Source organism: Agromyces soli, from assembly GCF_022811605.1.
GTDB classification, from domain to species: domain Bacteria; phylum Actinomycetota; class Actinomycetes; order Actinomycetales; family Microbacteriaceae; genus Agromyces; species Agromyces soli.
In genome coordinates, this window is sequence record NZ_CP094533.1 from 2179893 (window position 1) to 2203993 (window position 24101).

General features: G+C 72.5%; 19 protein-coding genes. 16 read left to right on the top strand and 3 right to left on the bottom strand.

Annotated elements, in window-relative coordinates:
* The first annotated feature begins 53 nt into the window (after positions 1–53).
* Both MTP13_RS10515 and MTP13_RS10520 read left to right on the top strand, forming a co-directional pair.
* Positions 54–1694, top strand: a complete 1641-nt coding sequence (locus MTP13_RS10515; protein ID WP_243567707.1) for a sensor histidine kinase — start codon at positions 54–56, stop codon at positions 1692–1694.
* Positions 1691–2836 (top strand): nucleotidyl cyclase domain-containing protein, encoded by a 1146-nt coding sequence (locus MTP13_RS10520; RefSeq protein ID WP_243567708.1) that lies wholly within the window; start codon positions 1691–1693, stop codon positions 2834–2836. The genes MTP13_RS10515 and MTP13_RS10520 overlap by 4 nt, the downstream gene beginning before the upstream one ends.
* On the opposite strand, the gene MTP13_RS10525 is transcribed toward MTP13_RS10520, so the two are convergent.
* Complete coding sequence (locus MTP13_RS10525) at positions 2833–3492, bottom strand: hypothetical protein (RefSeq protein ID WP_243567710.1); 660 nt, start codon at positions 3490–3492, stop codon at positions 2833–2835. The genes MTP13_RS10520 and MTP13_RS10525 overlap by 4 nt on opposite strands.
* Positions 3493–3645: 153 nt before the next feature.
* On the opposite strand from MTP13_RS10525, the gene MTP13_RS10530 reads away from it, so the two are divergent.
* Positions 3646–5133: a glycosyltransferase family 2 protein gene (locus MTP13_RS10530; protein WP_243567711.1), complete on the top strand. Its 1488-nt coding sequence runs from the start codon at positions 3646–3648 to the stop codon at positions 5131–5133.
* A gap of 40 nt (positions 5134–5173) precedes the next feature.
* Here MTP13_RS10530 and MTP13_RS10535 read toward each other — a convergent pair whose 3' ends face one another.
* Together MTP13_RS10535 and MTP13_RS10540 are read right to left on the bottom strand one after the other, a co-directional pair.
* Positions 5174–6103 (bottom strand): response regulator transcription factor, encoded by a 930-nt coding sequence (locus MTP13_RS10535; protein ID WP_243567713.1) that lies wholly within the window; start codon positions 6101–6103, stop codon positions 5174–5176.
* Positions 6104–6187: 84 nt separating this feature from the next.
* On the bottom strand, positions 6188–7156 hold the full coding sequence (locus MTP13_RS10540; protein WP_243567715.1) for a glycoside hydrolase family 6 protein: 969 nt from the start codon (positions 7154–7156) through the stop codon (positions 6188–6190).
* Positions 7157–7425: 269 nt separating this feature from the next.
* Here MTP13_RS10540 and MTP13_RS10545 point away from each other — a divergent pair, with 269 nt between their 5' ends.
* The 13 genes from MTP13_RS10545 (at position 7426) to MTP13_RS10605 (ending at position 24046) form a co-directional block, all read left to right on the top strand.
* Positions 7426–9090: an ABC transporter substrate-binding protein gene (locus MTP13_RS10545; protein ID WP_243567716.1), complete on the top strand. Its 1665-nt coding sequence runs from the start codon at positions 7426–7428 to the stop codon at positions 9088–9090.
* A 48-nt stretch (positions 9091–9138) separates the two neighbouring features.
* Entirely contained in the window at positions 9139–10143 is a 1005-nt protein-coding gene (locus MTP13_RS10550; protein ID WP_243567717.1) for an ABC transporter permease, read from the top strand.
* On the top strand, positions 10136–11254 hold the full coding sequence (locus tag MTP13_RS10555) for an ABC transporter permease (RefSeq protein WP_243567718.1): 1119 nt from the start codon (positions 10136–10138) through the stop codon (positions 11252–11254). Before MTP13_RS10550 ends, MTP13_RS10555 begins: the two co-directional genes overlap by 8 nt.
* Positions 11251–12156 (top strand): ABC transporter ATP-binding protein, encoded by a 906-nt coding sequence (locus MTP13_RS10560; protein WP_243567719.1) that lies wholly within the window; start codon positions 11251–11253, stop codon positions 12154–12156. Before MTP13_RS10555 ends, MTP13_RS10560 begins: the two co-directional genes overlap by 4 nt.
* Positions 12153–13010: an ABC transporter ATP-binding protein gene (locus tag MTP13_RS10565; protein ID WP_243567721.1), complete on the top strand. Its 858-nt coding sequence runs from the start codon at positions 12153–12155 to the stop codon at positions 13008–13010. Before MTP13_RS10560 ends, MTP13_RS10565 begins: the two co-directional genes overlap by 4 nt.
* 62 nt (positions 13011–13072) lie before the next feature.
* A complete protein-coding gene (locus tag MTP13_RS10570; protein ID WP_243567722.1) occupies positions 13073–14227 on the top strand; it encodes an ROK family transcriptional regulator in 1155 nt (384 codons plus the stop codon).
* A 112-nt stretch (positions 14228–14339) separates the two neighbouring features.
* Entirely contained in the window at positions 14340–15596 is a 1257-nt protein-coding gene (locus tag MTP13_RS10575; RefSeq protein ID WP_243567723.1) for a family 4 glycosyl hydrolase, read from the top strand.
* A complete protein-coding gene (locus MTP13_RS10580) occupies positions 15593–16618 on the top strand; it encodes an N-acetylglucosamine kinase (protein WP_243567724.1) in 1026 nt (341 codons plus the stop codon). Before MTP13_RS10575 ends, MTP13_RS10580 begins: the two co-directional genes overlap by 4 nt.
* A gap of 124 nt (positions 16619–16742) precedes the next feature.
* Positions 16743–18173, top strand: coding sequence for a malate:quinone oxidoreductase (locus MTP13_RS10585; protein WP_243570804.1), 1431 nt, complete (start codon positions 16743–16745; stop codon positions 18171–18173).
* Positions 18174–18488: 315 nt separating this feature from the next.
* Positions 18489–20174 carry an ABC-F family ATP-binding cassette domain-containing protein gene (locus MTP13_RS10590; protein ID WP_243567725.1) on the top strand — a complete coding sequence of 562 codons (1686 nt, stop codon included), beginning with the start codon at positions 18489–18491 and terminating at the stop codon, positions 20172–20174.
* A 110-nt stretch (positions 20175–20284) separates the two neighbouring features.
* Positions 20285–21412 carry an Rv2578c family radical SAM protein gene (locus MTP13_RS10595; protein ID WP_243567727.1) on the top strand — a complete coding sequence of 376 codons (1128 nt, stop codon included), beginning with the start codon at positions 20285–20287 and terminating at the stop codon, positions 21410–21412.
* A 97-nt stretch (positions 21413–21509) separates the two neighbouring features.
* Positions 21510–22880, top strand: a complete 1371-nt coding sequence (locus MTP13_RS10600; protein ID WP_243567729.1) for a sensor histidine kinase — start codon at positions 21510–21512, stop codon at positions 22878–22880.
* The gene (locus MTP13_RS10605) at positions 22877–24046 is read left to right on the top strand and encodes a hypothetical protein (protein WP_243567730.1); all 1170 of its coding nucleotides are present in this window, start codon (positions 22877–22879) and stop codon (positions 24044–24046) included. The genes MTP13_RS10600 and MTP13_RS10605 overlap by 4 nt, the downstream gene beginning before the upstream one ends.
* Positions 24047–24101 lie beyond the last annotated feature (55 nt).

The window sequence follows — 24101 nt, forward strand, 5'->3', positions numbered from 1 at the left end:
GCGCGTCCCCGGATGCGCACTCGTGCGCGCATCCGGGGCGCTAGGCTCTGAGCATGTCGGGACCGGGGGACTCGCGGCGCGCCGGCGCCACGTTCGACCGCTCCGTCGTCCTCTCGCAGCTGCTCTTCGGCGCCGTCCTCGTGACCGCCGTGTTCACCCTGCTGCTGTTCTCCCCCTCGGCGCTCACGAAGCCGATCGCGATCGTCGCCGTGGCGATCGTCTTCACGGCGACCGGCGTCGCGATCATCCTGCCGTGGCACCGCTTCCCGCGGGCGTTCGTCATGGCGCTGCCGATCGTCGACATCCTCGCGATCGGCCTCATCCGCATCGCCGAGCCCGCCGCGGGCGTCGGGCTGCTCTGGTTCTTCCCCACGATCTGGCTCGCGAGCTACTTCGGGCTCACCGGGGCGATCATCGCCGTCAGCTCCTCCTCGGTGCTGGTGTGGATCTCCGAAATCGTGAGCGAGCGCGCGTTCACGCCGATCAGCGTGCCGTCCGTGGTGCTGCTGCCGATCGCGCTCAGCTTCATCGCCACGAGCACGGTGCTGAGCTCGCGCCGGGCCGGCGCGCAGCGGGTGCTGCTGCGCACGCAGGCGAAGCAGCTCGAGCGTGCGCTCCGCCGCGCCAACAAGCAGGAGGAGCGGCTCGCCGAAGTGCTGAACGCCGTCGACTTCGGCGTCGTGCGCCTCGACCGCGACGGCCGCGGCGGCGTCATGAACACCGCCTACGCACGGCTCTACGGTCTCGACGTCGCCGACCCCGACGCCGCCCGCGACGGCGTCGCCTTCGCCGCGGACCGGGCGACCCCGCTCAGCCGGGCCGAGCTGCCGTTCAACCGGGCCGCCGCCGGCCAGGAGTTCGACGACGAGGTCACCTGGATCCCGGCCGAGGGCAGCGAGCTGCGCGCCGTGTCGGTGACCGCCAGACGCCTCTACGACGAGGACGGCGGCCTCGAGGGCAGCGTGCTCGTCGCCCGCGACATCACCGAGGAGCGCAACGCGGTGCGCGCCCGCGACGACCTCGTCGCCTCGGTCTCGCACGAGCTGCGCACGCCGATGACCTCGGTGCTCGGCTACATCGACCTCTCGCTCGACGCCGAGGGGCTGCCGCCGAACGTCGTCCGCAACCTCGAGATCATGCAGCGCAACGGCGATCGCATGCTCGAACTGATCGCCTCGATCCTGCAGTCGGCGAAGCACGCGGAGGCGCCGGTGCCCCTCGCCCTGGCCCCCGTGGACCTGCACGAGATCCTCCGCGACGCCGTCGAGGCCGCCCAGGCCCGCGCCGACGAGCGCGACATCCGCCTCACCATCACGACGAGCGAGGCGGCGGTGGTGCGCGCCGACGGCTTCCGGCTGCGGCAGGTCGTCGACAACCTCGTCTCCAACGCCGTGAAGTACAACCGCCAGGGCGGCGAGGTCATGGTCGGTGCGACCGTCGACGAGGGGATGGCGTGGGTGGTCGTCCGCGACACCGGCATCGGCATCCCCGAGGCGGAGCTGCCGAAGGTGTTCGAACGCTTCTTCCGTTCGGGCGGGGTCCGTCAGGGCACCGTGCACGGCAGCGGCCTCGGCCTCGGCATCGCGCGCGAGCTCGTCGAACGCCACGGCGGGGAGATCCACATCGACAGCGAGGAGGGCAGCGGCACGACCGTCATCGTGACCCTGCCCGTCGCGGGCCCGGAGGACGCATGACGATCGACCTGTACACCGTCCAGCTCGCGACGAGCACGGTGACGATCATCGCGGGGCTGATGTTCATCCTCGACACCGTGCTGCGCCGACCGGACACCGCGGGCCGGCTCTGGGCGGTCTCGTTCATGGGCGGGATGCTGACCTCGATCTCGTACGCGGTGTGGATCCTCGTCCCCGGCGCCTGGTGGGCCGTCGCGGTCGGCAACGGGGCGATGGTGCTCACCGCGGGTCTCCTCTGGTGCGGCGCCCGGGCGTTCAACGCCCGCAACGACCTGCTCTGGGTGCCGCTCGTCGTGGCGACGGGCACGGGTGTGGCCGTGCTCGCCGAGGGGCCGGACGGCGGGGACTGGGCAGGCGCACCGCTGCTCTTCCTCGCGCTCGCGACGTTCTCCGGCCTCGGGGTCGCCGAGTCGCTCCGGCGGCCCATGCGCAGCCACTGGGCGGCCCGTGGGCTGACGGTCTCGTTCATCGTCGTCGCGCTCTTCTACGCGTTCCGCATCGTGGCGTTCTTCGCCCTCGGCCCGGATTCGGCGCTGTTCCGAACCTTCTTCGGCAGCGAGGCCGCGGCGTTCGTGATGATGACGCTCATCATCGTGATGACGGTGAGCCTCGTCATCCTCCGCTCCGACCGGGTGGCCGGCTCCGGCGGGGAGGGCGCCTCGCACTGGTCCGAGGGCGACGTGCTCGCCGCGCCCGCCCTGCGCCGCGTGGTCGAGGACCAGCTCGAGCGGGCGAACTTCCATGACGAGCAGCTGGTCTTCCTCCGCGTCGGCCTCGACGAGGTCGAGTCGATCTACACGGCGTTCGGACGTTCGGCGGGCGCGGCTCTGGCGGACCGCTTCACCGCGGCCGTGCGGCGCTACGCCCCGCCGACCGCGGCGATCGGCGCCTTCGACGGGGGCGGGGAGCTGCTGGTGGTCGCCCCGTTCCCGCGGATGGCCGACGCGCGACGGGCGGCGATCGCCCTGCAGGCGGGCATCGGCGAGCAGACCATGGTCGAGGCGGACGGGCTTCGGCTCTCGGCGAGCATCGGGATGGCCGGCAGCGACGCCGTGGGCTACGACTTCGACCGGCTGCTCGAAGCGTCGGGCGACGCGGCGGAGCGGGCCCGCGAGTCCGGCGGCGACGCGATCGCCGACTAGGGCGCGGGCGTCGCCGACGGCTCCGCCGCCGCGTCCTCGCCGGCGATCGCGATGACGAGCGTGTCCACCGCCGTCTGCTTCGCGTAGTCGCTCGACGTCGGCGTCGACTGCAGCAGCAGCTCGTAGCGCATCGAGAGTTCGACGCTCGCGGCCTGCGGGTCGAGCGGCGGCAGCGTGAACGTCTGGCTGTAGGTGTAGGGGTCGAGCACGAGGTAGCCGGGTGCGACCGTCGCCTGGTCGACGATGGGCTCGAAGCCGGGCAGCTCGCTCCCGTCGGCCGCGCGCACCACCGGCGTCGCCGTGACGCGCGAGAGGTACACCTTCTGCCCGTCCGACGGGGTCACCGTCGAGCGCAGCGAGAAGGTCAGCGGCTTCTGCGCCGCCGCGGTCCAGCGGTCCATCGAGAGCGTCGACCAGTAGTCCGCGGTCAGGGTGATCGCGCCGACCTCCATGGTGCGCGTCGTCGAGCCCGAGGCGAGGTCGTTCTGGATCGGCGTCGGCGGCGCGCTCGTCGCGGGCGGCGTCGAGGCCGGGGCATCCGTCGGGTTCAGCCAGGGCGGGGCCTGGCAGCCCGCGGTGGCGAGGGCCGCCCCCGAGATCGCGACGACGGCGAACGCCCGCCGTGCCCGGCCGAATTCGCGCGCGCTCGATCGCATCCGTCCCCCAGAGTCCCGAATCTTGAGCAGATCTTGAGGCGACGCTATCGCATCCCAAGGGTCCCGCTGCGGTCGGCCCGCCAGACTCGATCCTGTTGGAGCGGGGACGCTGCAGCGGATGAATACCCACGAAGTCGAACGAAAGGCCACGTCATGACCGACACCGCACTCCACCGGCCCACCCCCGGGGCCGATGCCGCGGTGTCGGCGACCCGAGCGCGGCCGCTGCACACCGACACACCCGAAGTCGCTCCGCAGTTCGATGACTTCGCCGCCGTCGTCGACACCATCACGGTGTCGCGGGCGAGCATCGGCTGCATCGTCCCCGCCTACAACGAGGAGGAATCGATCGGGCAGGTGCTCGAGTCGCTCCTCGGGCAGACCCGACTGCCCGACGTCATCCACGTCGTGGTGAACAATTCGACCGACCGCACGGTCGAGCGAGCCGCCGCCTACGCCGGCCTGCACGTCCGCGAGGACGATGGCGTGGAGCAGTTCACCGAGGTGTTCATCCACGACATCGGCGAGAACCCCGACAAGAAGGTCGGTGCGCTGAACTACGGCTACTCGCTCGTCGAGGGCATGGACTTCATGCTCGGCGTCGACGGCGACACCGTCGCCGACCCCGAGGCCGTCGAGTTCCTCGAGGCCGAGATCGCCTCGGACAGCCGCATCGGCGGCATCTCGGCGATCTACTCGATCGACGACCGCCCCTTCTCCGGCGTCGTCGCGCCGTTCCTCATCGCCGGCCAGCGCGCGCAGTTCGCGGCCTTCAACATGCAGAACATGCTGCGCGGCCGCAACATGGCCGTGCTCGGCGGTCAGTACTCGATCTTCTCCACCAAGGCCCTGCGCGACGCGATGACCGCGAACCGCCAGGTCACCCCCTGGGTGAAGGACAGCGAGGTCGAGGACTCCCTGCTCTCGCTGCAGATCAAGAGCGCCGGCTACCTGACGAAGATCTCGGCCCGCGCCCGCGCCGACGTCGGCGGCATGACCACCCTCCGCTCACTCGACGCGCAGCAGGTGAAGTGGAACTACGGCGCCATCGAGCTCATGTGGCCGGGCCAGCGCGGCGACACCAAGGGGCAGCCGTTCCACCCGAACCTGCGCCTGCGCTGGCTCGAGAACCTCTCGATGGCCACGAACGCGATCACCCGCATCCTGTTCCTCGTGCTGCTCGCCGGCTCGCTCTCGATCAACGCCTTCGTGTTCAGCCCGATCTGGCTGATCCCGCCCGTGGTCGCGATCCTGCTGAACGTGCGCATCGCGCTCTCGATGAAGAACCGCACGGCGAAGGACATCCTGTTCGCGGCGCTGCTCGTGCCCGCCGAGGTCTACATGTGGATCCGGCTCGGCCACTTCGCCCGCGCCTGGGTGAAGTTCGCCTCGCGCAAGCAGGTCGACAACTGGGCCGAGCAGGCGAAGGCCGAGCGCGGCGGCGGCCACGCCTACCTGACCCCGCTCCTCGTCGGCCTCGCGATCGTCGTCGCGATGGTCGCGATCTGGACGCAGCTGAGCCCCGTCGTGCAGTCCTCGATCCTCTGGATCGGCTGGCCCGTGCTCGGCACGATCACGGTGCTGCAGACGCTCGGCATGTTCGGCAAGCTCGTGCGCCGCCAGCACGGCTACCGCGTCTGAGGCTCGCCCGGTCCGGCCGGGAGGCCCGGCGGGCGCGCGGTCAGTCCTCGGCGGTCATCCGATAGCCGACGCCGCGCACCGTCTCGATCCAGTTCGGCTGCGTGGCGCTCTCGCCGAGCTTGCGCCGCAGGTTCGCGAGGTGCACCTCGATCGCCCGCTTGTCGGCGTCGCTCACGTAGTACGAGGTGACGTAGCTCTCCCCGCGGAGGGAGAGGGCGAGATCGGCCTTGCTGCGCACCCGCCGTCCGGAGTCCATCAGCAGGCGCAGCAGCTCGAACTCGCTGCGGGTGAGCTCGAGCTGCTCGCCGTCGAGCGAGGCGAGGTGCATCTCGGGCTGCAGCCGGAGGCCGCGGTGCTCGTACCAGCCGTCGTGTCCGTCGGCGGCCGGCGCGGCGGGGGCGGTCGCCTCGTCCTCGGGCGCGGCCGGCCCCGGGACGGCGGGGGCCGACACGAGCGGCTCCGGGGCGGGCGGAGCGGATGCCTCGGCCGGCGCCGCCGTCACGGGGGCGCCGAGCGCGGCGGAGTCGTCCGAGGCCTCCGCCGTCACGACGGCCGCGGGGGTCGCGTCGGCGCTCTCCCGCTCCCGCTCGCGCCGGCGCAGCATCGCGTCGATGCGGGCGCGCAGCTCGCGGGGGCGGAACGGCTTCACGAGGTAGTCGTCGGCGCCGGACTGCAGGCCGATCAGGGTGTCCGCCTCCTCGCCCAGCGCGGTCAGCATGATGAGGTAGGTGCCGCTGAACGCCCGGATCCGCCGGGCGGCCTCGAAGCCGTCGATGCCCGGCATGCTGACGTCGAGCGTCGTCACGATGGGGTCGTGGCGGCGCACGAGCTCGATGCCGTCGAGGCCGTTGCCCGCACTGTGCGTCTCGAAGCCGCCCTGTTCGAGCACCTCTACGAGCAGCTGCCGGATGTCGAGGTCGTCCTCGATGATCACCGCGGTGCGTTCGCCGTTCGTCTGGTTCGCCGTCATGTTCCCCGATCTTCCTTCGTGCCGGGCATCCCGTCGCCCGTCGTCCCCTGCCGCCGCCGGCGTCCCGTCGCCCGCGGCCCCCTGTCAGCCGCCGCCCGTGAGGGCGATCGCCGCCTCCGGCCACCACTGTCCCGCCGGCGGGCCGCCGTTGCAGGTGCCGTCGCTCTCGCCCGGGGGCTTCAGCCACAGCACCGCGTCGACCACCTCGTCGTCGAGCGGGCCGGGGTCCTCGCCGACCGTGCGTCCGGGCACGTTGCACCACGAGGCATCCGCCGGTGGTCCCGAGCCGTTGCGCGAGACGTCGATGACGGCGTGGCCGCCGCCGAGGGCGGCCGCGACGCGGTGCGCGTAGTCGCGCTCCTCGCTGGTCGTGCGCGTGTTCGAGACGTTCGTGGCGAAGCCGCGCACCCGGTCGACGCCGGCGGCCCGCAGCAGTTCGGCCATGCGCTCGGCCGGCAGCCACGCCGAGTGGCCGCCGTCGAGGTAGACGGCGGTGGTCTCGGGCAGGCGGGCGGCCGCCTCGCGGACGAGGGCCGGCCGGGCGGCCGCGTCGGGGCAGGCCTCGGCGAGCGCGAGGGCGTCCGGTTCGAGGACGACGACGGCGGACCGCTCGCCGATGGCGGCGGCGATCTCGTCGATCCAGGCGAGGTAGGGCGTGCGGGCGAGGCCGCCGGCGCTGTGACCGCCGCAGTCGCGGTCGGGGATGCCGTAGACGACGAGCACCGGCAGTGCCGCGGCGCCGGCGGCGTCGTCGAGCAGCGCGTCGACGGCGGGCCCGACCTCGCCGGCGGGCAGGCGCTCGGGCACGAGCCAGGTGGCGGTGGGTCGCGCGGCGAGCCGGGCGGCGGCCTCGCGCTCGGCGGCGGTGGCCCCGGTGCGGGCGGCGATCGCCGCCGAGGAGTCGGGGGAGCGGTAGAGCGTGCGCCCTGCGAAGGGCGAGTCGGCGGCCGTGGCCGGGGCGCAGGCGGCGAGGAGGGCGAGGAGCGCGATCGCGCCGCTCGCGAGCACCGCGCGGCGGGCGCGCGACCGCTCGCCAGCTCCCGATGCCGTCATCGCCGCGTCCTTCCCCCGGTTCGGTCAGTCTATGGCCCCGGCTTTTCAGGAACATCCGGTGGATATGGGGTCCGACCCCGAACGAGGGGCGCGGAACGACGGGGATGTCGGCGCGGGGTTCCTGAGTTGTCGAAGCGGGAATTAATTGAATTGGTTCTTTCCGGATAGAAGGTTTTCTGTTAGCTTCATTTCCGGTAACGCTCGCCACCGAGATCCTGCGCGACGTCGCTGTTCTTCCACGCAATGAAGCCAGAGAGGAAACACGAACGATGATTCGAACCAAGCGCCGACTGGTGCTCGCGCTCGCCGCGGGCGCCTCGGCCCTCGCCCTCGGGCTGTCCGGCTGCTCGCCCTCGGGCGGCTCGTCGGGCGGCGACGACGCGATCCTGCGGGTCTGGGCCGGCAGCGCCACCCCCATCAACAACAACTTCAACCCCTTCGCCGTCGACACCGCCGTGCACGCGACCTTCGGCGCCATCTACGAGCCGCTGTTCTTCTTCAACCAGCTCTCCGCCGACCCGCCCACCGGCATGATCGGCGACAGCTACGAGTACAGCGACGACGGCAAGACCCTCACCGTGAAGATCAAGCCCGATCTCAAGTGGAACGACGGCGAGCCCCTCACCGCCGAGGACGTCGCCTTCACCTTCGGCTACGGCTCGAACGTCAGCGAGCAGTTCGTCTCGGCCGAGGCCACCGACGACACCACCGTCGTGCTCACCTACACCGAGCCGCAGTTCACGAGCGCCTCGCTCACCCTCGGCTCCACCTGGATCATCCCCAAGCACGTGTGGGAGAAGATCGACGACTTCATGGCGGAGACGAACCCCGAGCCCGTCGGCTCCGGCCCCTACAAACTCAAGAGCTTCACCGAGGCCGCCTACACCGTCGAGGCCAACGAGCTGTTCCGCGACGGCGCCCCCGAGGTGACGCAGGTGCAGTACCTCGGCCTCGACTCGAACCAGTCCGCGCAGGACCTGCTCACCACCGGCAAGATCGACTGGGTCGGCCAGTTCATCGCGAACCCCGACGCCGTCACCGGCTCCGGGAAGATCGCCACCCTCAACCTGCAGCAGGACCCGACGACGATCACGACCTGCGCGAACGCCGCGCTCGGCTGCACCGGCCCGCAGACCGACCCCGCGGTGCGTCAGGCGATCGACGTCGCGATCAACCGCTCCACCATCCGCGAGAAGGCCTTCGCCGGGCTCGCCGGCGAGTCGTCGCCCTCCTTCATGCTGCTGCCGCGCGACGAGCAGTGGCTGAGCGACCCCGCCCTCACCACGAGCCCGCAGGAGCCCGACGTCGCCAAGGCGCAGCAGATCCTCGAGGCGGCGGGATACACGAAGCAGTCCGACGGCTTCTACGGCAAGGACGGCGCCTCCTTCGAGATCGACCTGTTCTCGCCCGACGGCTGGACCGACTACAACGACGCGGCCAAGCTCATCTCCGAGCAGGCTGCGGAAGCCGGCATCCGCATCAACGCGCGCACCGTGTCGGACGCCGAGTACTGGACCCCGATCCAGTCGGGCGACTTCCAGATGACGCTCTACGGCCTCACCCAGAGCCTCGTCGCCGACCCGTACTCGAACTACCACGAGTACTTCGCCGGCACCTCGACCGTGAAGGTCGGCGAGACCCCGCTCGTCGGGCAGAACTACTCGCGCTACTCCAACCCGAAGGTCGACGCCGCCGTGCTCGCCGCGGGCGCCACTGAGGACGTGCCGACGAAGCAGGCCGCCTACGCGACCATCCAGACGGAGATCGCGCGCGACCTGCCGTACATCCCGGTCGTGCTGAACGCCTCGCAGTCGTTCTTCAACGTCGAGAAGTTCAGCGGATGGCCCTCCGACGACGACCTCTACGCGGCACCGCTGCCCTACCTCTCGGTGGCGAACGCGGTCGTGCTCACGCACCTGAAGCCGGCCGAGTAGGCGCGTGGTCCCGATGAGACGACACCCTTCCGCACGGGCGGTGCGGGGATGAGCTTCTACCTCCGACGGGTCGCCTTCTACCTGGTGACCTTCTGGGCGGCGATCTCGCTCAACTTCCTGCTGCCCCGGCTCCTGCCGGGCGACCCCGCGGCGATCATGCTCGGCAAGCTGCGCCGGGCGAACGCCGGCCGGCCGCTCTCCGAGGAGACGGTCCAGGCGATCACCGCGATCCTCGGTGCCGAGAAGGGCACCAGTCTCTGGGACCAGTACCTGGCGTACTGGGGCCGGTTGCTTCAGGGAGACCTCGGCGTCTCCTCCACGAGGTACCCGGCCCCGGTCGCCGAGCTCATCTCCGCGGCGCTGCCGTGGACGATCGTGCTGGTCGGCACCGCGACCGTCATCTCCTTCGTGCTCGGCATCGTCGTCGGCGCGTGGGTCGGCTGGCGGCGCGGCACCTGGCTCGACCACCTCGTGCCCGTCACGACGGTGTTCCAGTCGATCCCCTACTTCTGGCTCGCGCTCGTGCTCGTCGCGGTGTTCTCCGTGCAGCTCGGCATCTTCCCGATCATCGGCGGCTACGACGTGTTCGAGTTCCCGGGCGGGCCCGAGTGGAGCTGGGCCTTCCTCGGCAGCGCGGTCTGGCACGCCATCCTGCCCGCCACCACGATCGTGCTGTCCTCGATCGGCGGCTGGCTGCTCGGCATGCGCAACATGATGGTCTCCACGATGTCGGAGGACTTCATCGTCACCGCCGAGGCGAAGGGCCTCACCCCGCGCCGGATCCGCACGAAGTACGCCTCGCGGAACGCGGCGATCCCGAGCCTCGCGGGCTTCGGCATCGCGCTCGGCTTCGTCGTCGCGGGCTCGATCGTGATGGAGCAGGTGTTCAGCTATCCCGGCATCGGCAAGCTCATGATCCAGGCCGTGCAGGGGCTGGACTACGCGCTCATGCAGGGCGTGTTCCTCGTGATCACCCTCACGGTGCTCGCGGCGAACTTCGTCATGGACCTCATCTACGGCTTCATCGACCCGAGAGTGCGGCACAATGGCTGACCGGCAGACCCTCACCGAGTCCGGCTCCGGCGGCGAACTGCCCGGCGCCGGCGCCGAGACCGCCCCCGATCTGCCCTTCGGCGCGCCGATCGGCGCGGAGGCCGCGCGGGAGAGCGCCCGGGAGGCGACCGCCACCGCGGCCGTCGCCGCCGCGAGCGCCGCCGCCGTGCGGCGAGGCGGCCGCTTCCGCGGGCTCCTGCCGCGACGCTCCGGCAAGCTCGTGACCGGCCTCGTCATCGTCGGGGCGATCACCCTGTTCGGGCTGCTCGGCCCGCTCATCGCGCAGCCGCCGCGGGACTCGAACAACCCCGCGCTGCTGCCGCCCGGGCCCGAGCACTGGCTCGGCACCACGAAGCTCGGCTACGACGTGTTCTCCCAGCTCGCCTACGGCACCCAGGGCTCGCTGTTCATCGGCCTCGTCGCCGGCCTCGTGGCGCTCGTGCTCGGGGTGCTGTTCGGCGTCTTCGCGGGCTACTTCGGCGGCATCGCGGACGAGGTGCTGACGCTCATCACGAACATCGTCCTCGTCATCCCGGGTCTGCCCGTCGTCATGGTGATCGCCGCCTACGTGCAGAACGCGGACGGCCTCGGGCCGCTCGCCCGCAGCTCGCTGCTCGTCGCCCTCGTGCTCGGCATCACGAGCTGGGCGGGCTCGGCGGTGGTGCTCCGCGCGCAGGCCCGCTCGCTCCGCACCCGCGAGTACGTGGCGGCAGCCCGCGTCGCCGGCGAGCGTCCCGCGCGGATCATCTTCGTCGAGATCCTGCCGAACCTCGTGCCGCTGCTGGCCGCGCAGTTCATCTTCGGCGTCATCCTCGCGGTGCTCGGCGAAGCCGGCCTCTCCTACCTGGGCCTCGGCCCGACCGGCTCGATCACGCTCGGCACGATGCTGAACGACGCGCAGACCGGGCAGGCCGTCGGCACCGGCGCCTGGTGGTGGTTCGTGCCGCCCGGGGCGATCATCGCGGCGCTCGGCGCCGGGCTCTCGCTCATCAACTTCGCGATCGACGAGGTCGTGAACCCCAAGCTCAGGCTCGCACCGGAGAACGCCAAGCGGCAGCGCAAGGCGACGAAGGCGGGCAAGGGCGTCGCGGACACTGGAGCATTCGCATGACGGCACTCGGCCAGGCGGTCCTCACCGCCACGAACGTCTCGATCGACTACGAGGTCGACCCGCCCGTGCAGGCGGTGCGCGGCGCCTCGCTCACCCTGCACCGCGGCGAGATCCTCGGCCTCGCGGGGGAGTCGGGCTGCGGCAAGACGACCCTCGCCTACGGGCTCAACCGGCTGCTGAAGGCGCCGGCGGTGATGACGGGCGGCGAGGTCGTGTTCCACGACGCGAGCGGCCGCGACGTCGACGTCGTGCAGCTGGACGGGGAGGCGCTGCGCTCGTACCGCTGGGACAAGGTGTCGATGGTGTTCCAAGGCTCGATGAACTCGCTGAACCCGGTGATGAACGTGCGCAAGCAGCTCCACGACGTCTTCACGACGCACCGGAAGGGGATGCCGAAGGCGGATCGCGAGGCGCGCAGCGCCGAGCTGCTCTCCCTCGTCGGGGTCGACCCGGCTCGGCTGTCGAGCTTCCCGCACGAGCTGTCCGGCGGGATGCGCCAGCGCGTCATGATCGCCATGGCGCTCGCGCTCGACCCGCAGGTGATGATCATGGACGAGCCGACCACCGCGCTCGACGTCGTCGTGCAGCGCGGCATCGTGCGGGAGATCATGCGGCTGCGCGAACGGCTCGGCTTCGCGGTGATCTTCATCACGCACGACCTGCCGCTGCTCATCGAGATCAGCGACCGCATCGCGATCATGCTGGAGGGCGAGATCGTCGAGCAGGGGGATGCCGCGAGCATCTTCCGCGATCCGAGGCATCCGTACACCAGGCGTCTGCTGCAGAGCTTCCCGAGCCTCCGGGGCGAGGGCGGCGCGTTCATCCGCACCGGGCTGACGGGGGCGAGCGCCGCCGTCACGGGCCCCACGGCGCTCGCCGACGGCGTGGGAGGCGCCGCATGACCGCCCAGGCGTCGCGGCCCGCGGTGGAGGCCGGCTCGCTCCGCGCCGAGGGGCTGCAGAAGGACTTCCGGCTGCGCAGCGGCCTGAAGGTGCGCACGCTGCACGCGGTGCGCGGCGTCTCGCTCGAGCTCGAGCCGGGACGCACCGTGGCGCTCGTCGGCGAGAGCGGCTCCGGCAAGTCGACGATCGCGCGGATGTTCGCGAAGCTCGAGTCGCCGACGGGCGGGCGGATCCTGCTCGACGGCGCGCCGAGCGCGAACCGGGGGCGCGGGCTCGCCGCCTACCGGCGCGACGTGCAGATGGTGTTCCAGGACCCGTTCGGCTCGCTGAACCCGTTCCACTCGATCGTGCACCACCTGGAGCGGCCGATCCGGCTGCACCACCCCGGTCTCTCGGGCGCCGAGGTGCGCGAGCGGGCCGAAGAGCTGCTCGAGCGCGTGCGGCTCTCGCCCGCGGCGAAGTTCGCCGACCGCCGCCCGCACGAGCTGTCCGGCGGGCAGCGCCAACGGGTCGCGATCGCACGGGCGCTCGCCCCCGGGGCGAGGTTCATCATCGCCGACGAGCCGGTGTCGATGCTCGACGTCTCGATCCGCCTCGGCGTGCTGAACCTGCTCGCCGAGCTGCAGCGCCAGGAGCGGCTCGGCGTGCTCTACATCACGCACGACCTGGCGACCGCCCGGCACTTCTCCGACGAGATCCTCGTGATGTACCGCGGGGAGATCGTCGAGCGCGGCCCGAGCGAGCGGGTCATCCTCGATCCGCAGCACGACTACACGAAGACCCTGCTCGACGCGGCGGCCGATCCCGACCGCCTCGGACAGCTCCGCGACGAGGTACGGCGGGAGGCGGGATGAGCGTTCGAGAGCGAATCCGCTCGACTAGAGTGACCAGCGCGACACCAGGGGAGGAGGTGGAGATGAGCGCGATCGATCCCGGCACGCCGGCCTGGCTGGCGGCGCGCAACGACCGCACCGCCTTCCGGCTCCTGCTCGAGCACGGGCCGCTCACGCGCTCGCGGCTCGGCGCCCTCTCCGGCCTCTCCAAGCCCACCGCGACGCAGATGCTGCAGCGCCTCGAGCGGGTCGGACTCATCCACCCCGTCGGCGAGGTGTCCGGCGGCCGCGGCCCGAACGCCGTGAGCTACGGCGTGCGCGTCGACCGCATCACCGGCGTGGCGATCTCGGTGCTCGCGCACTCGATCCAGGCGGTCGTCGTCGACGCGCTCGGCGGCGAGCACCCGGTGGCCGAGATCGTCCCGCCGGGAGCGCGCTCCCCGGAGGGCGACGTGCAGTCGGCGATCCAGGCGGCCTGCGCGGCCGCCGGGGCCGACCCGGCCTGCGTCAGCCGCGTCGTCATCGGCGTGCAGGCGGCCTTCTTCGGCGAGGAGGACGAGCTCTCCCTCACCGACACGCTCCCCGGCTGGCCCGCGGTCGGCTCCGAGGCGCGGATCACCCGCGAGCTCGGCATCGACGTCACCCTCGGCAACGACGTGAACCTTGCGGCGATGGCGGAGCGGGCGGCGGGCGTCGCCCAGGACGCCTCGAGCTTCGCGCTCTTCTGGATCGGCGACGGCCTCGGCGTCGGCATCGACCTCGGCGGCGCGGTCCACCGCGGCGCGTCGGGCGGCGCGGGCGAGATCGGCTACCTGCCGGTGCCGAAGACGGCGGCCGCCTTCGCCCCGGAGGCGAACGACTTCACCGACCTCCTCGGCGGTCCGGCGGTCGTCCGGCTGCTCGGCGGCGCACCGAGCGAGCCGCTCGCGTCGGCGCTGGAGCGGCTCGACGGCGACCCGGCCCTGCTCGACGCGCTCGCCGAGCGCATCGCGATGGCCGCGCACCCGGTGCTCGCCCTGCTCGATCCGGCGATGCTCGTGCTCGGCGGGCCGAGCGGCAGCGCGGGCGGCGACGCCCTCGCCGAGCTCGTCGCCGAGCGGATCGACCGGGCGGCGCACCCGAAGCTCGTCGTGCGGTCGAGCGGCACCGGCCCGCAGCCGGTGCTGCTCGGCGCCAGGCAGCAGCTCGTGCAGCAGATCCGCGACCGGCTCGAGGCCGACATCCTGCCGCTCGTCTGAGCGCGCCGCCCACCTCCTCCCGCGAACGACGCCCGGATCGGGCGGCGTGCCGCGACCCCACTGACCAGCACTCCGGCCGGGGCATCCCCGCCGTGCTCGAGAGAAGGACCCCATGAAGCTCACCATCGTCGGCGGCGGATCGACCTACACCCCCGAACTCATCGACGGCTTCGCGCGCCTGCGCGCGCAGCTGCCGCTCACCGAGATCCACCTCGTCGACCCGGACCCGGACCGCCTGCGGCTCGTCGCCGGGATGGCGGGCAGGATGCTCGCGCGGGCGGGCCACCCCGCCCGGGTCGTCGGCACGAGCGACCTCGTCGCCGGCGTCTCGGACGCCGACGCAGTGCTCGTGCAGTTGCGCGTCGGCGGGCAGGATGCGAGGCAGGCCGACGAGACCTGGCCTCACGAGGCGGGCTGCATCGGGCAGGAGACGACGGGACCGGGCGGGCTCGCGAAGGCGCTGCGCACCGTGCCGGTCGTGCTGCGGATCGCGGAGGCCGTGCGCCGGCACGCGAAGCCCGACGCCTGGATCGTCGACTTCACGAACCCCGTCGGCATCGTGACCCGGGCGCTGCTCGAGCACGGGCACCGCGCGGTCGGGCTCTGCAACGTCGCGATCGGCTTCCAGCGCCGCTTCGCGCGGCTCCTCGACGTCGGCCACGACGAGGTGCGCCTCGGCCACGTCGGGCTCAACCACCTCACCTGGGAGCGGAGCGCGACCATCGACGGCCGCGACCGTCTGCCCGAGCTCATCGACGCCCGCCTCGGCGAGCTCGCCGAGGAGGTGCACCTCGCGCCCGCGCTCGTCGCGCAGCTCGGTGCGCTGCCCTCCTACTACCTGCGCTACTACTACGCGCACGACGAGGTGCTCGCCGAGCAGCTCGCCGAGCCGACGCGGGCCGAGGCGGTGCGGGCGATCGAGCACGAGCTGCTCGAGCTCTACGCCGACCCGCACGTCGACACCAAGCCGGAGGCCCTCGAGGGGCGCGGCGGCGCGTTCTACTCGGAGGCCGCCATCGAGCTGCTCGCCGCGATGCAGGGCGGCGACGCGGTGCCGCGGGTCGTGAACCTGCGCAACGACGGCGTGCTGCCCTTCCTCCCCGACGACCACGTCATCGAGGTGCCGGCCCGCTACGTCGACGGCCGCTTCGTCGCGGAAGAGGTGGCGGCACTCCCGGACGACTTCGCCGGCCTCGTCGCCGCGGTCGCCGGCTACGAGCGGCTCGCCCTCGATGCGGCGGTGCACGGCGGCCGCGACCGGGTGCTGCGCGCGATGCGGGCGCATCCGCTCGTCCTGCAGCACGAGCGGGCCGAGCGGCTCACCGAGCTGCTGCTCGCCGAGAACGCGCGCTTCCTGGAGTGGGCGTGACCGCCGCGCGGCCGGGGCGCACCGCGATCCCGCCGGAACCGGCGCCCGCCGACGGCACCGCGGCCCCCGCGGTCGTCGTCGCAGTCGACGGCGGCGGCTCGAAGACCGATGCCATCGCCCTCTCGCTCGACGGCCGGGTCGTCGCCCGCCGCCGCGGCGGCGGGTCGAGCCCGCACTTCGACGGCCTCGCCAGCTCGGTCGAGACGATCGACGCGCTCATCGGCGAGGTGTCCGGCGGTGCGCCGGTCGCGCAGGCGAACCTGTACCTCTCAGGGCTCGACCTCGACCGCGAGCTCGACGAATTCCGCGCCGAGCTCGCCGGGCGCCGGTGGGCGGGCCCCTCGACGGTCGTGGCGAACGACCTCTTCGCGCTGCTCCGCGCCGGCACCGACGAGCCCGACGCCGTCGTCATCGTGTGCGGCACCGGCGTGAACGCGGCCGGGGTGCGGGCCGACGGGCGGGTCGTGCGGTTCCCGTCCCTGGGCGCGATCTCCGGCGACTGGGGCGGCGGCTCGGGGCTCGGCGCCGAGGCGCTGTGGCACGCCGCCCGCGACGCCGACGGGCGGGGCCCCGCGACCCGGCTCACCGGCGCCATCCTCGAACTGCTGCAGCTCGACTCGGTGCAGGAGCTCATCGAACAGCTGCACTTCGGCCGGCGCCAGGAGAGCTCGCTCGCCGTGCTCGCGCCGCTCGTCTTCGAGGCGGCCCGCCTGGGTGACGCGGTCGGCGCGTCGCTCGTCACCCGGCAGGCCGAGGAGATCGTCGCGTTCGCCCGAGCGTGCCTCGTGCGCCTCGAACTCCTCGACCGGCCGGTGCCGATCGTGCTCGGCGGGGGCATCCTCGCGGCGCGGGACCCGCTGCTGCTCGAGCCGATCGAGCGCGGCCTCGCCGAGATCGCCCCGCTGGCGACGCTCGCGATCGTCGAGCAGCCGCCCATCGTCGGCGCCGCGCTGCTCGCGCTCGCGAGCGCCGGGGCGGGGGAGGAGACGCTGACGAAGGCGCGGACGGCGCTCGCAGGATGACCCGCCTGGACACCGCGTATAGCCGACGCCTGGACGATGGTCAAGGAGGCCTGCTGAGCGGTCATAGACTGTGGGCGTGACTTCAGAGGAAACCGTCGACGTCGTGCTCATCGGCGGGGGCATCATGAGCGCGACGCTCGGCTCCCTCATCTCCCGGCTCCAGCCGGACTGGAGCATCCGCGTGTACGAACGCCTCGGCGAGGTCGCGCAGGAGTCCTCCAACGCGTGGAACAACGCGGGCACCGGCCACGCGGCGCTGTGCGAGCTGAACTACATGCCCGAGGCGGCCGACGGCACGGTCACGCCCGAGAAGGCCGTCTCGATCAACGAGCAGTTCCAGATCAGCCGGCAGTACTGGGCCTACCTCGTCGAGCAAGGCGAGCTGCCCGAGCCGCACAACTTCATCAACTCGACCCCGCACATGACCTTCGTGCACGGGGCGGCGAACATCGAGTACCTGCGCAAGCGCGTCGCCGCGCTCGCCGACCAGCCGCTGTTCGCCGACCTGGAGTACACCGAGGACCTCGAGCGCATCGCCGAGTGGACCCCGCTGCTCGCGAAGAAGCGCAACCCGAAGCAGAAGGTCGCCGCGACGCGCATCGCCGCCGGCACCGACGTCGACTTCGGCGCCCTGACCCGCTACCTCTTCGACGACCTCGAGCGCCGCGGCGGCGAGGTCAACGTGAACCACCAGGTCACCCGGCTGAAGCGCCGCAAGGACGGCAGCTGGCACCTGAAGCTCCGCCACCTCGTCGGCGGCACCCCGAAGACCGTCAACGCCCGCTTCGTCTTCGTCGGAGCCGGCGGCGGCGCCCTCGCACTGCTGCAGCACTCCGGCATCCCCGAGATCAAGGGCTTCGGCGGCTTCCCCATCTCCGGCCAGTTCCTGCGCACCACCGACCCCAAGATCGTCGCGCAGCACCAGGCCAAGGTCTACGGCAAGGCCGCGGTCGGCGCCCCGCCGATGTCGGTGCCGCACCTCGACACCCGCGTCGTCGACGGCGAGACGGCCCTGCTGTTCGGCCCCTACGCCGGCTTCACACCGAAGTTCCTGAAGACCTCGACCTGGTTCGACCTGCCCTTCTCGGTGCGGCTGCACAACCTCGGGCCGATGCTGCAGGTCGCCGTGCGCAACTTCGATCTCGTGAAGTACCTCGTCGGCGAGCTGCTCGCCAACCGCGAGAAGAAGATGCAAGCGCTGCGCGAGTTCATGCCGACCGCGAAGACGGGCGACTGGGAGCTCATCACGGCCGGCCAGCGCGTGCAGGTCATGAAGAAGGACGGGGCCAAAGGCGGCGTGCTGCAGTTCGGCACCGAGGTCATCACGGGCGCCGACGGCACGATCGCCGGCCTGCTCGGCGCCTCGCCCGGCGCCTCGACCGCCGCGCCGATCATGCTCGACCTGCTCGGGCGCTGCTTCCCCGAGCGCATGGCCGAGTGGGAGCCGAAGATCCGCGAGATGGTGCCGAGCTACGGCACCCGGCTGTCGGACGACCCCGAGGTCGCCGCAGCGAGCCTCGCGGCGACGGCGAAGGCGCTGCACCTCAGCGCCTGAGCGTCGCCGCGCCCGCCGCCCCGACTGCGTCTTGCGCCGTGCGGGTCGAGCCTGCTAGCCTCGACCCGCAATGATCTGAGCACATCCCTTCGTCCCGCGCCTGAGGCGCCGTCGACATCGGGTGTGCTCTTTTCGTTGATCGCGACAGCGTTTCGCGCACCCCCACTGTCTCGGCAGATGCCCGGCGGGAGTCATCCCTTCGTCCCGGGGTCGCCGCGATCGCGACCGCCGATCGCCGTACCGCGCCGACGCGCGTGCGGTCCGGCCGACGCGCCAGCGGCGACCCCGGGGCACCTTCGCGAACGGGGGTCGCCCTTGACCGTCCATCACTCCACCAACTCCTATCTCCGTGCCGAGCACCTCTCGGCCGGCTACGCGGATCGCGACGTGCTGCGCGATCTCGACTTCACCGTCTCTCCCGGGCAGCGGCTCGGCCTCATCGGCGAGAACGGCGTCGGCAAGTCCACCCTGCTGCGGGTGCTCGCGGGCGAGGCGCCCGCGCAGCTGCAGGCCGATGGCCGGCTCACCCGTCCGGCCCGGATCGGGCTTCTCCTGCAGGAGCTTCCCTTCGCCGACGACGAGCGCATCGACGACGTCATCGAGGCGCGCATCGCCGAGGTGCGCGGCATCGAGCGCGAGCTGGATGCCGCGGCCGCCGCGCTCGTCGAGGCCACGCCGGCGGCCGAGGGCCGCTACGCCGCCGCGCTCGACGCGGCCGAACGGGCCGAGGTCTGGTCCGTCGACGCCCGGCGCGACGAGCTCCTCGACGGGCTCGGCGTCTCCGGCATCGGCCTCGACCGTCGCATCGGCGAGATGTCGGGCGGGCAGCGCAGCCGCTTCGCCCTCGCGGCGCTGCTGCTCGGCGCGCCCGACGCGCTGCTGCTCGACGAGCCGACGAACCACCTCGACGACACCGCGGCCGAGTTCCTGGAGGCGCGCCTGCGCGCCTGGCGCGGGCCGGTCGTCTTCGCCAGCCACGACCGGGAGTTCCTCGACCGGGTCGCGACGGGCCTGCTCGACCTCGACCCGGCGCAGTCCGCCGCCGGCGTGCCGCTCGACGCGTCGGGCGGCACGGTGTTCGGCGGCTCGTTCAGCGCGTATCTCGACGCCAAGGCCGATGCGCGCGTGCGTTGGCAGCGGCAGTACGAGGCGGAGCAGGGCGAGCTGCGGGCGCTCCGCGAGGCCGTGCGCGAGACCGCGCGGAACGTGTCGCACCGGCGGGGCCCCACCGACAACGACAAGTTCATCACCAAGTTCAAGCAGGGACGCACCGACTCCGCGATCGCACGTCGGGTGCACAACGCCGAACTGCGACTCGAGACGCTCGAGCGGGAGCAGCTGCGCAAGCCGCCCGCCGCGCTGGAGTTCACCGGCATCCCGACCGGTGCGCAGGCGCTCGGCGAGGAGGGCGGACCGCTCATCCAGCTCGCCGGGGCGACGGTCGGCGAGCGATTGCGGCTCGAGACCTTCCGGGTGGAGGCGCTCGACCGCGTGCTGATCACCGGGGCGAACGGCGCCGGCAAGTCGACGCTGCTCGGCCTGCTCGCCGGTCGGATCGCGCCGGACGCCGGCACGGTGCGCCGTCGCCGAGGGCTCCGGGTCGGTCTCCTCGAGCAGGACGTCCGTTTCGAGGACCCGGATGCCTCGCCGCGAGCGCTCTACGAGCGGGTGCTGGGGGAGCAGCGGGCGGCGCTCGTGCCGCTGCCGAGCCTCGGCCTCGTGCCCAGGCGGGACCTCGACCGTCCGATCGGCGGGCTGTCCGTCGGGCAGCAGCGCCGGCTCGCGCTCGCCCTCGTGATCGCGAAGCCGCCGCACGTGTTCCTGCTCGACGAGCCGACGAACCACCTCTCGCTCGCGCTCGCGACGGAGCTCGAGGCGGCGCTCGGCGGATACCCGGGGGCCGTGCTCATCGCGAGTCACGACCGCTGGATGCGCCGGCGGTGGGCGGGGGAGGAGCTGCGGCTCGCCGCCGGCCGGCCGCTCGACCGCGCGGCTGTCTGATCCCGCAGCCCCAACCCAGGGTTGCCCGACTTTCATGAAAGTCGGGCAACCCTGGGCCGGGCCGGGCCGGCGGGGTTGCGGATGCATCGAAGATATGTTCGAATATGGGCATGCGGTGGAGCGGGCAGGAACTCGAGGTCGAGCAGGGCTCGACGCTGCCGGGGCTCGCCAAGCTGAGCAGCCTCGTGCGATCGGTGCAGACGCCCGAGTTCGCCGGGGTGACCTTCCACGAGGTGCTCGCGAAGTCCGCGTTGAACAAGGTGCCGGGGTCGTCGTCGATGCCGTTCGGGTGGACGATCAACCCGTACCGCGGCTGCTCGCACGCCTGCGTCTACTGCTTCGCGAGGCCGACCCACACCTACCTCGACCTCGACGCCGGCGACGACTTCGACCGGCAGATCGTCGTCAAGGTGAACGTCGCCGAGGTGCTGCGCAAAGAGCTGACGCGGCCCTCCTGGCGGCACGAGCCGGTCGCCCTCGGCACGAACACCGATCCCTACCAGCGCGCCGAGGGGCGCTACGAACTCATGCCGGGCATCATCGAGGCGCTCGCCGACAGCGGCACCCCGATCAGCGTGCTGACGAAGGGCACGCTGCTCCGTCGTGATCTGCCGTTGCTCGCCCGCGCCGCCGAACGGGTGCCCGTCGATCTCGCGATGTCGATCGCCGTGTACGACCACGAGCTGCAGCAGGCCGTCGAGCCCGGCACGCCCAGCACGAAGGCCAGGCTGGCCACGGTCACGGCCATCCGCGAGGCGGGCTTCGACTGCACCGTGTTCCTCATGCCGATCCTGCCCGACCTCACCGACACCCGTGCCCACCTCGACGAGGCGCTGCGGCAGATCAAGGCGGCCGGGGCCACCTCCGTGCTGCACGGGGCGCTGCACCTCCGGCCCGGGGTCAAGCCCTGGTTCATGCAATGGCTCGAGGCGCACCACCCCGAGCTCGTGCCGAAGTACCGGTCGATGTACTACGGCACGAACAGCTATGCGCCGAAGGCGTACCGGCAGTGGCTCGGGGCGCGCATCAGGCCGATGATCCGCGCACACGGATTGCGCTACGGCAGCGAAGACCCGGTCACCGGGGGCGTGCGCTCCTCCGCCCTGGCCTCGGTTCGGTCTGCGCCCGCGGCCCACGGGCTCGACGCCCCCGGCCGCTTCGCCGGCCCGCAGCTCGCCGCCACCCCGTCGGCGGGCGCGGCGGCGCGTCCGAATCCGGTCGGCGACACGCTGTTCTGAGCCTCAGATGCGCGACATCGCGCCCGCGCCCTGCGGTACTCTCGCTGCAGCCCGTCGATTTTCCCTGCGCTCGACGGTGCGTTCGGGAGGTGCGGCGATGACCCATGGCTTGCCCGCACCATTGACGCGCGCGGCCGAGCACCGCGCGCTCATCAACGCAGGCCATTCCGCGGCCTTCGTCTGCCTGTCCGTGGGCATCGCCATCGGCATCCTCGCCGGTCTCTACCTGGGCGCGACGAACGGGTGGATCGGTGCGGCCCTCGTCGCCGCGCAGGCCGCGGCGCTCGCGGTGCACGCGGTGCGGCCGAACCTCCTCACCGCGCTCGTCGCGCTCGTGGCCGGCACCGCGAGCGTGTTCCTGCTCGTGCCGATCCTGAGCGGCTCGGGCGCCTTCGAGACGACGAACAACAGCATCTCGGCGCTGCCGAGGGTCGCCCTCGTCCTCATCGGCGGCGCGGCCAGCGGCACCTGGTGGGTGATCGGCTGGGCCGGCGCCGGCTGGCTCTTCGGCGAGCTCGCCACCGTCGTCGGGGCCGCGATGATCGGCACGGTGTGGGTCCCGAACCTCGCCGCCGCCTTCGCGCTCGCCATCGTCGTCCTGGTCCGCGGTTTCGACGGGCTCAACCGGCGGTTCAACGGCCGCGCGCGGCCCGGTCCGGCCGCCGGCGGGGAACCGACGGCCGCCGCCATGCGTCGCGACTTCGCGCTCCGCGCCTCCGTGCGGCTGAACGAGCTCGCGCTGCACCACCTGACCATGGTCGCCGCGGCCGGCTCCGGCACGATCGACGACCGCTTGCGCCAGGAGATCGACCGAGAACTCAGCCTCGCGATCGGTCCGGACTGGGCGGCGTCGATCGCCGAGCGCGGCGGCGCGCGAACCGGCGAGCCCGGTTCCGGGGCCGGCTCGCCCGACTCCGGCCCGGCCCCCGCCGAGGGGCTCTCGTCGAGTGCGCCGGCTCTTCGCTCGGGCCCGGGCGCGTCACCGACGGTGCCACCGCGGGTCGGCCCGAGCGGGGCGCGCAGCGAGCCCCACGCACCCGCAGCGGCCGACGACGCCCGGAGCGCTGCGCCCGGCGGATTCGCCGAGGTGCTGCCGACGGCGCACGAGGCGGCCAGCAACGGCGGCCTCGCGGTGCGGGTGAGCGGAGCGCTGGCACAGCTCGCCCAGCTCGCCCCCTCCCGGCTCGAGGCGCTCGACTCCGCCGTCGCCCAGTGCCTCGTCAACGTCGTGCGGCACGCCGGCGTGTCCTCGGCCGAGGTCATGATCGGTGGCGGGACCGACGAGCTCACCGTCGCCGTCATCGACACCGGCGTCGGTTTCGACGAATCGCGCGTGCCCGCCGACCGGATCGGTCTGCGGACCTCGATCCGGGCCCGCGTCGAGCACGAGGGCGGCACGGTGCGGCTCTGGTCGAAACCCGGCGTCGGCACCACCATCGTGCTCACGATGCCGAGGGCGGAGCGATGAGCGGCAGATTCAGCCTCACCCAGCAGGAGGCCGATCCGATCGGGGGCGGCACGGCAGCCCCGCTCGTGGCGATCGGCGCCGGCACCGCCGTCGCCATCTCCGTCGTGTCGACCTTCGCGCATCGCGCCGAGATCGTCTCGCCGTTCGCGGCGGTCCTCGGCATCCTGCTCCTCGTGGCGGCCGCGATCGCGCTCGTGACCGGCATCCTCCCCTCGCGGGGGAGCTTCGCGAGCGAACGGGTCTGGCTCGTGGTGACGATCGCGACCGCCGCCGCGGTCGCCGAGTACGTCAGCACCATGGGCAACGACGCCGTGCTCTACGACGACTACGGGCCGATCACCATCGGCGTGCTCCTGCTCTGCATGGCCCCCTACGCGAGCTGGGCGGCGCTGCTCATCGCCGCCGGCCTCTCCTCGGGCGTCCTCGCGATCCTCGTGGCCGGCAACGCTGCGGCCGCGAGTGTCTCGCAGCCCGTCGCCTCCCTGGTGCTCGTCGGCTCGGTCGCCATCGTCGCGCTCGCGGCCGCGGGCGCCTCGTACTCCTACTCGATCGTCGGCTCGATCCTGCGCTGGCAGCGCGAGGTCAACCGGGAGGCGCTCGAACAGGAGGTCGCCGAGGAGCCGGCCGATGCCGAACCGTTCTCGGGCCCGACCATCGGCGGGTCGCCGCGCGTCGCCCTCGTCGCCCGCGAGGTGCTGCCGTTCCTCGCCTCGGTGGTCGCCGCCGAGCGCCTCTCCGTCGCCGACGTCGACCGCGCCCGCGAGCTCGCCGAAGGGGTGCAGGCGGCGATGAAGGCGGGCATCGAGGCGACCTGGCTCGACGATCTCGCCGACGCGCTGCGATCCGGCGGCACCGGACCGGGGATCGAGATGCTCGTCGACGACCCGAGCGGCGCCGCGGCCCGGCTCTCGAGCGATCAGCGCACCGCGCTCACCGCGATCATCTCCTGGCTCGGCGGCAGCACCCGCTCGTCCGAGGTGCGGGTCGCCGTCGTCGAGGGGGCCGGCGCCGGTCGCATCGAGGTCACCGCGATTCCCGCGCAGGGACCGCCCCGCCACCGCGACCTCGAGCGGATCGTGGCCATCGCCCGTGCGGTCGGGTACCGCACCGAGTCGATGATCTCGCGGGAGCGTACGATCGTCGAGTTGAACTACCCCGTCGGCTGAGCGCCGAACCCCGATTCGCCGGCGCCGCCGGCCCGTCCCCTCCTGGAGGCAGCCC

Excerpts from the sequence above, each read along its gene's own strand:
- MTP13_RS10515 (WP_243567707.1), top strand. The coding sequence starts at position 54 with ATGTCGGGACCGGGGGACTCGCGGCGCGCCGGCGCCACGTTCGACCGC.
- MTP13_RS10520 (WP_243567708.1), top strand. The coding sequence starts at position 1,691 with ATGACGATCGACCTGTACACCGTCCAGCTCGCGACGAGCACGGTGACG.
- MTP13_RS10525 (WP_243567710.1), bottom strand. The coding sequence starts at position 3,492 with ATGCGATCGAGCGCGCGCGAATTCGGCCGGGCACGGCGGGCGTTCGCC.
- MTP13_RS10530 (WP_243567711.1), top strand. The coding sequence starts at position 3,646 with ATGACCGACACCGCACTCCACCGGCCCACCCCCGGGGCCGATGCCGCG.
- MTP13_RS10535 (WP_243567713.1), bottom strand. The coding sequence starts at position 6,103 with ATGACGGCGAACCAGACGAACGGCGAACGCACCGCGGTGATCATCGAG.
- MTP13_RS10540 (WP_243567715.1), bottom strand. The coding sequence starts at position 7,156 with ATGACGGCATCGGGAGCTGGCGAGCGGTCGCGCGCCCGCCGCGCGGTG.
- MTP13_RS10545 (WP_243567716.1), top strand. The coding sequence starts at position 7,426 with ATGATTCGAACCAAGCGCCGACTGGTGCTCGCGCTCGCCGCGGGCGCC.
- MTP13_RS10550 (WP_243567717.1), top strand. The coding sequence starts at position 9,139 with ATGAGCTTCTACCTCCGACGGGTCGCCTTCTACCTGGTGACCTTCTGG.
- MTP13_RS10555 (WP_243567718.1), top strand. The coding sequence starts at position 10,136 with ATGGCTGACCGGCAGACCCTCACCGAGTCCGGCTCCGGCGGCGAACTG.
- MTP13_RS10560 (WP_243567719.1), top strand. The coding sequence starts at position 11,251 with ATGACGGCACTCGGCCAGGCGGTCCTCACCGCCACGAACGTCTCGATC.
- MTP13_RS10565 (WP_243567721.1), top strand. The coding sequence starts at position 12,153 with ATGACCGCCCAGGCGTCGCGGCCCGCGGTGGAGGCCGGCTCGCTCCGC.
- MTP13_RS10570 (WP_243567722.1), top strand. The coding sequence starts at position 13,073 with ATGAGCGCGATCGATCCCGGCACGCCGGCCTGGCTGGCGGCGCGCAAC.
- MTP13_RS10575 (WP_243567723.1), top strand. The coding sequence starts at position 14,340 with ATGAAGCTCACCATCGTCGGCGGCGGATCGACCTACACCCCCGAACTC.
- MTP13_RS10585 (WP_243570804.1), top strand. The coding sequence starts at position 16,743 with ATGAGCGCGACGCTCGGCTCCCTCATCTCCCGGCTCCAGCCGGACTGG.
- MTP13_RS10595 (WP_243567727.1), top strand. The coding sequence starts at position 20,285 with ATGCGGTGGAGCGGGCAGGAACTCGAGGTCGAGCAGGGCTCGACGCTG.
- MTP13_RS10600 (WP_243567729.1), top strand. The coding sequence starts at position 21,510 with ATGACCCATGGCTTGCCCGCACCATTGACGCGCGCGGCCGAGCACCGC.
- MTP13_RS10605 (WP_243567730.1), top strand. The coding sequence starts at position 22,877 with ATGAGCGGCAGATTCAGCCTCACCCAGCAGGAGGCCGATCCGATCGGG.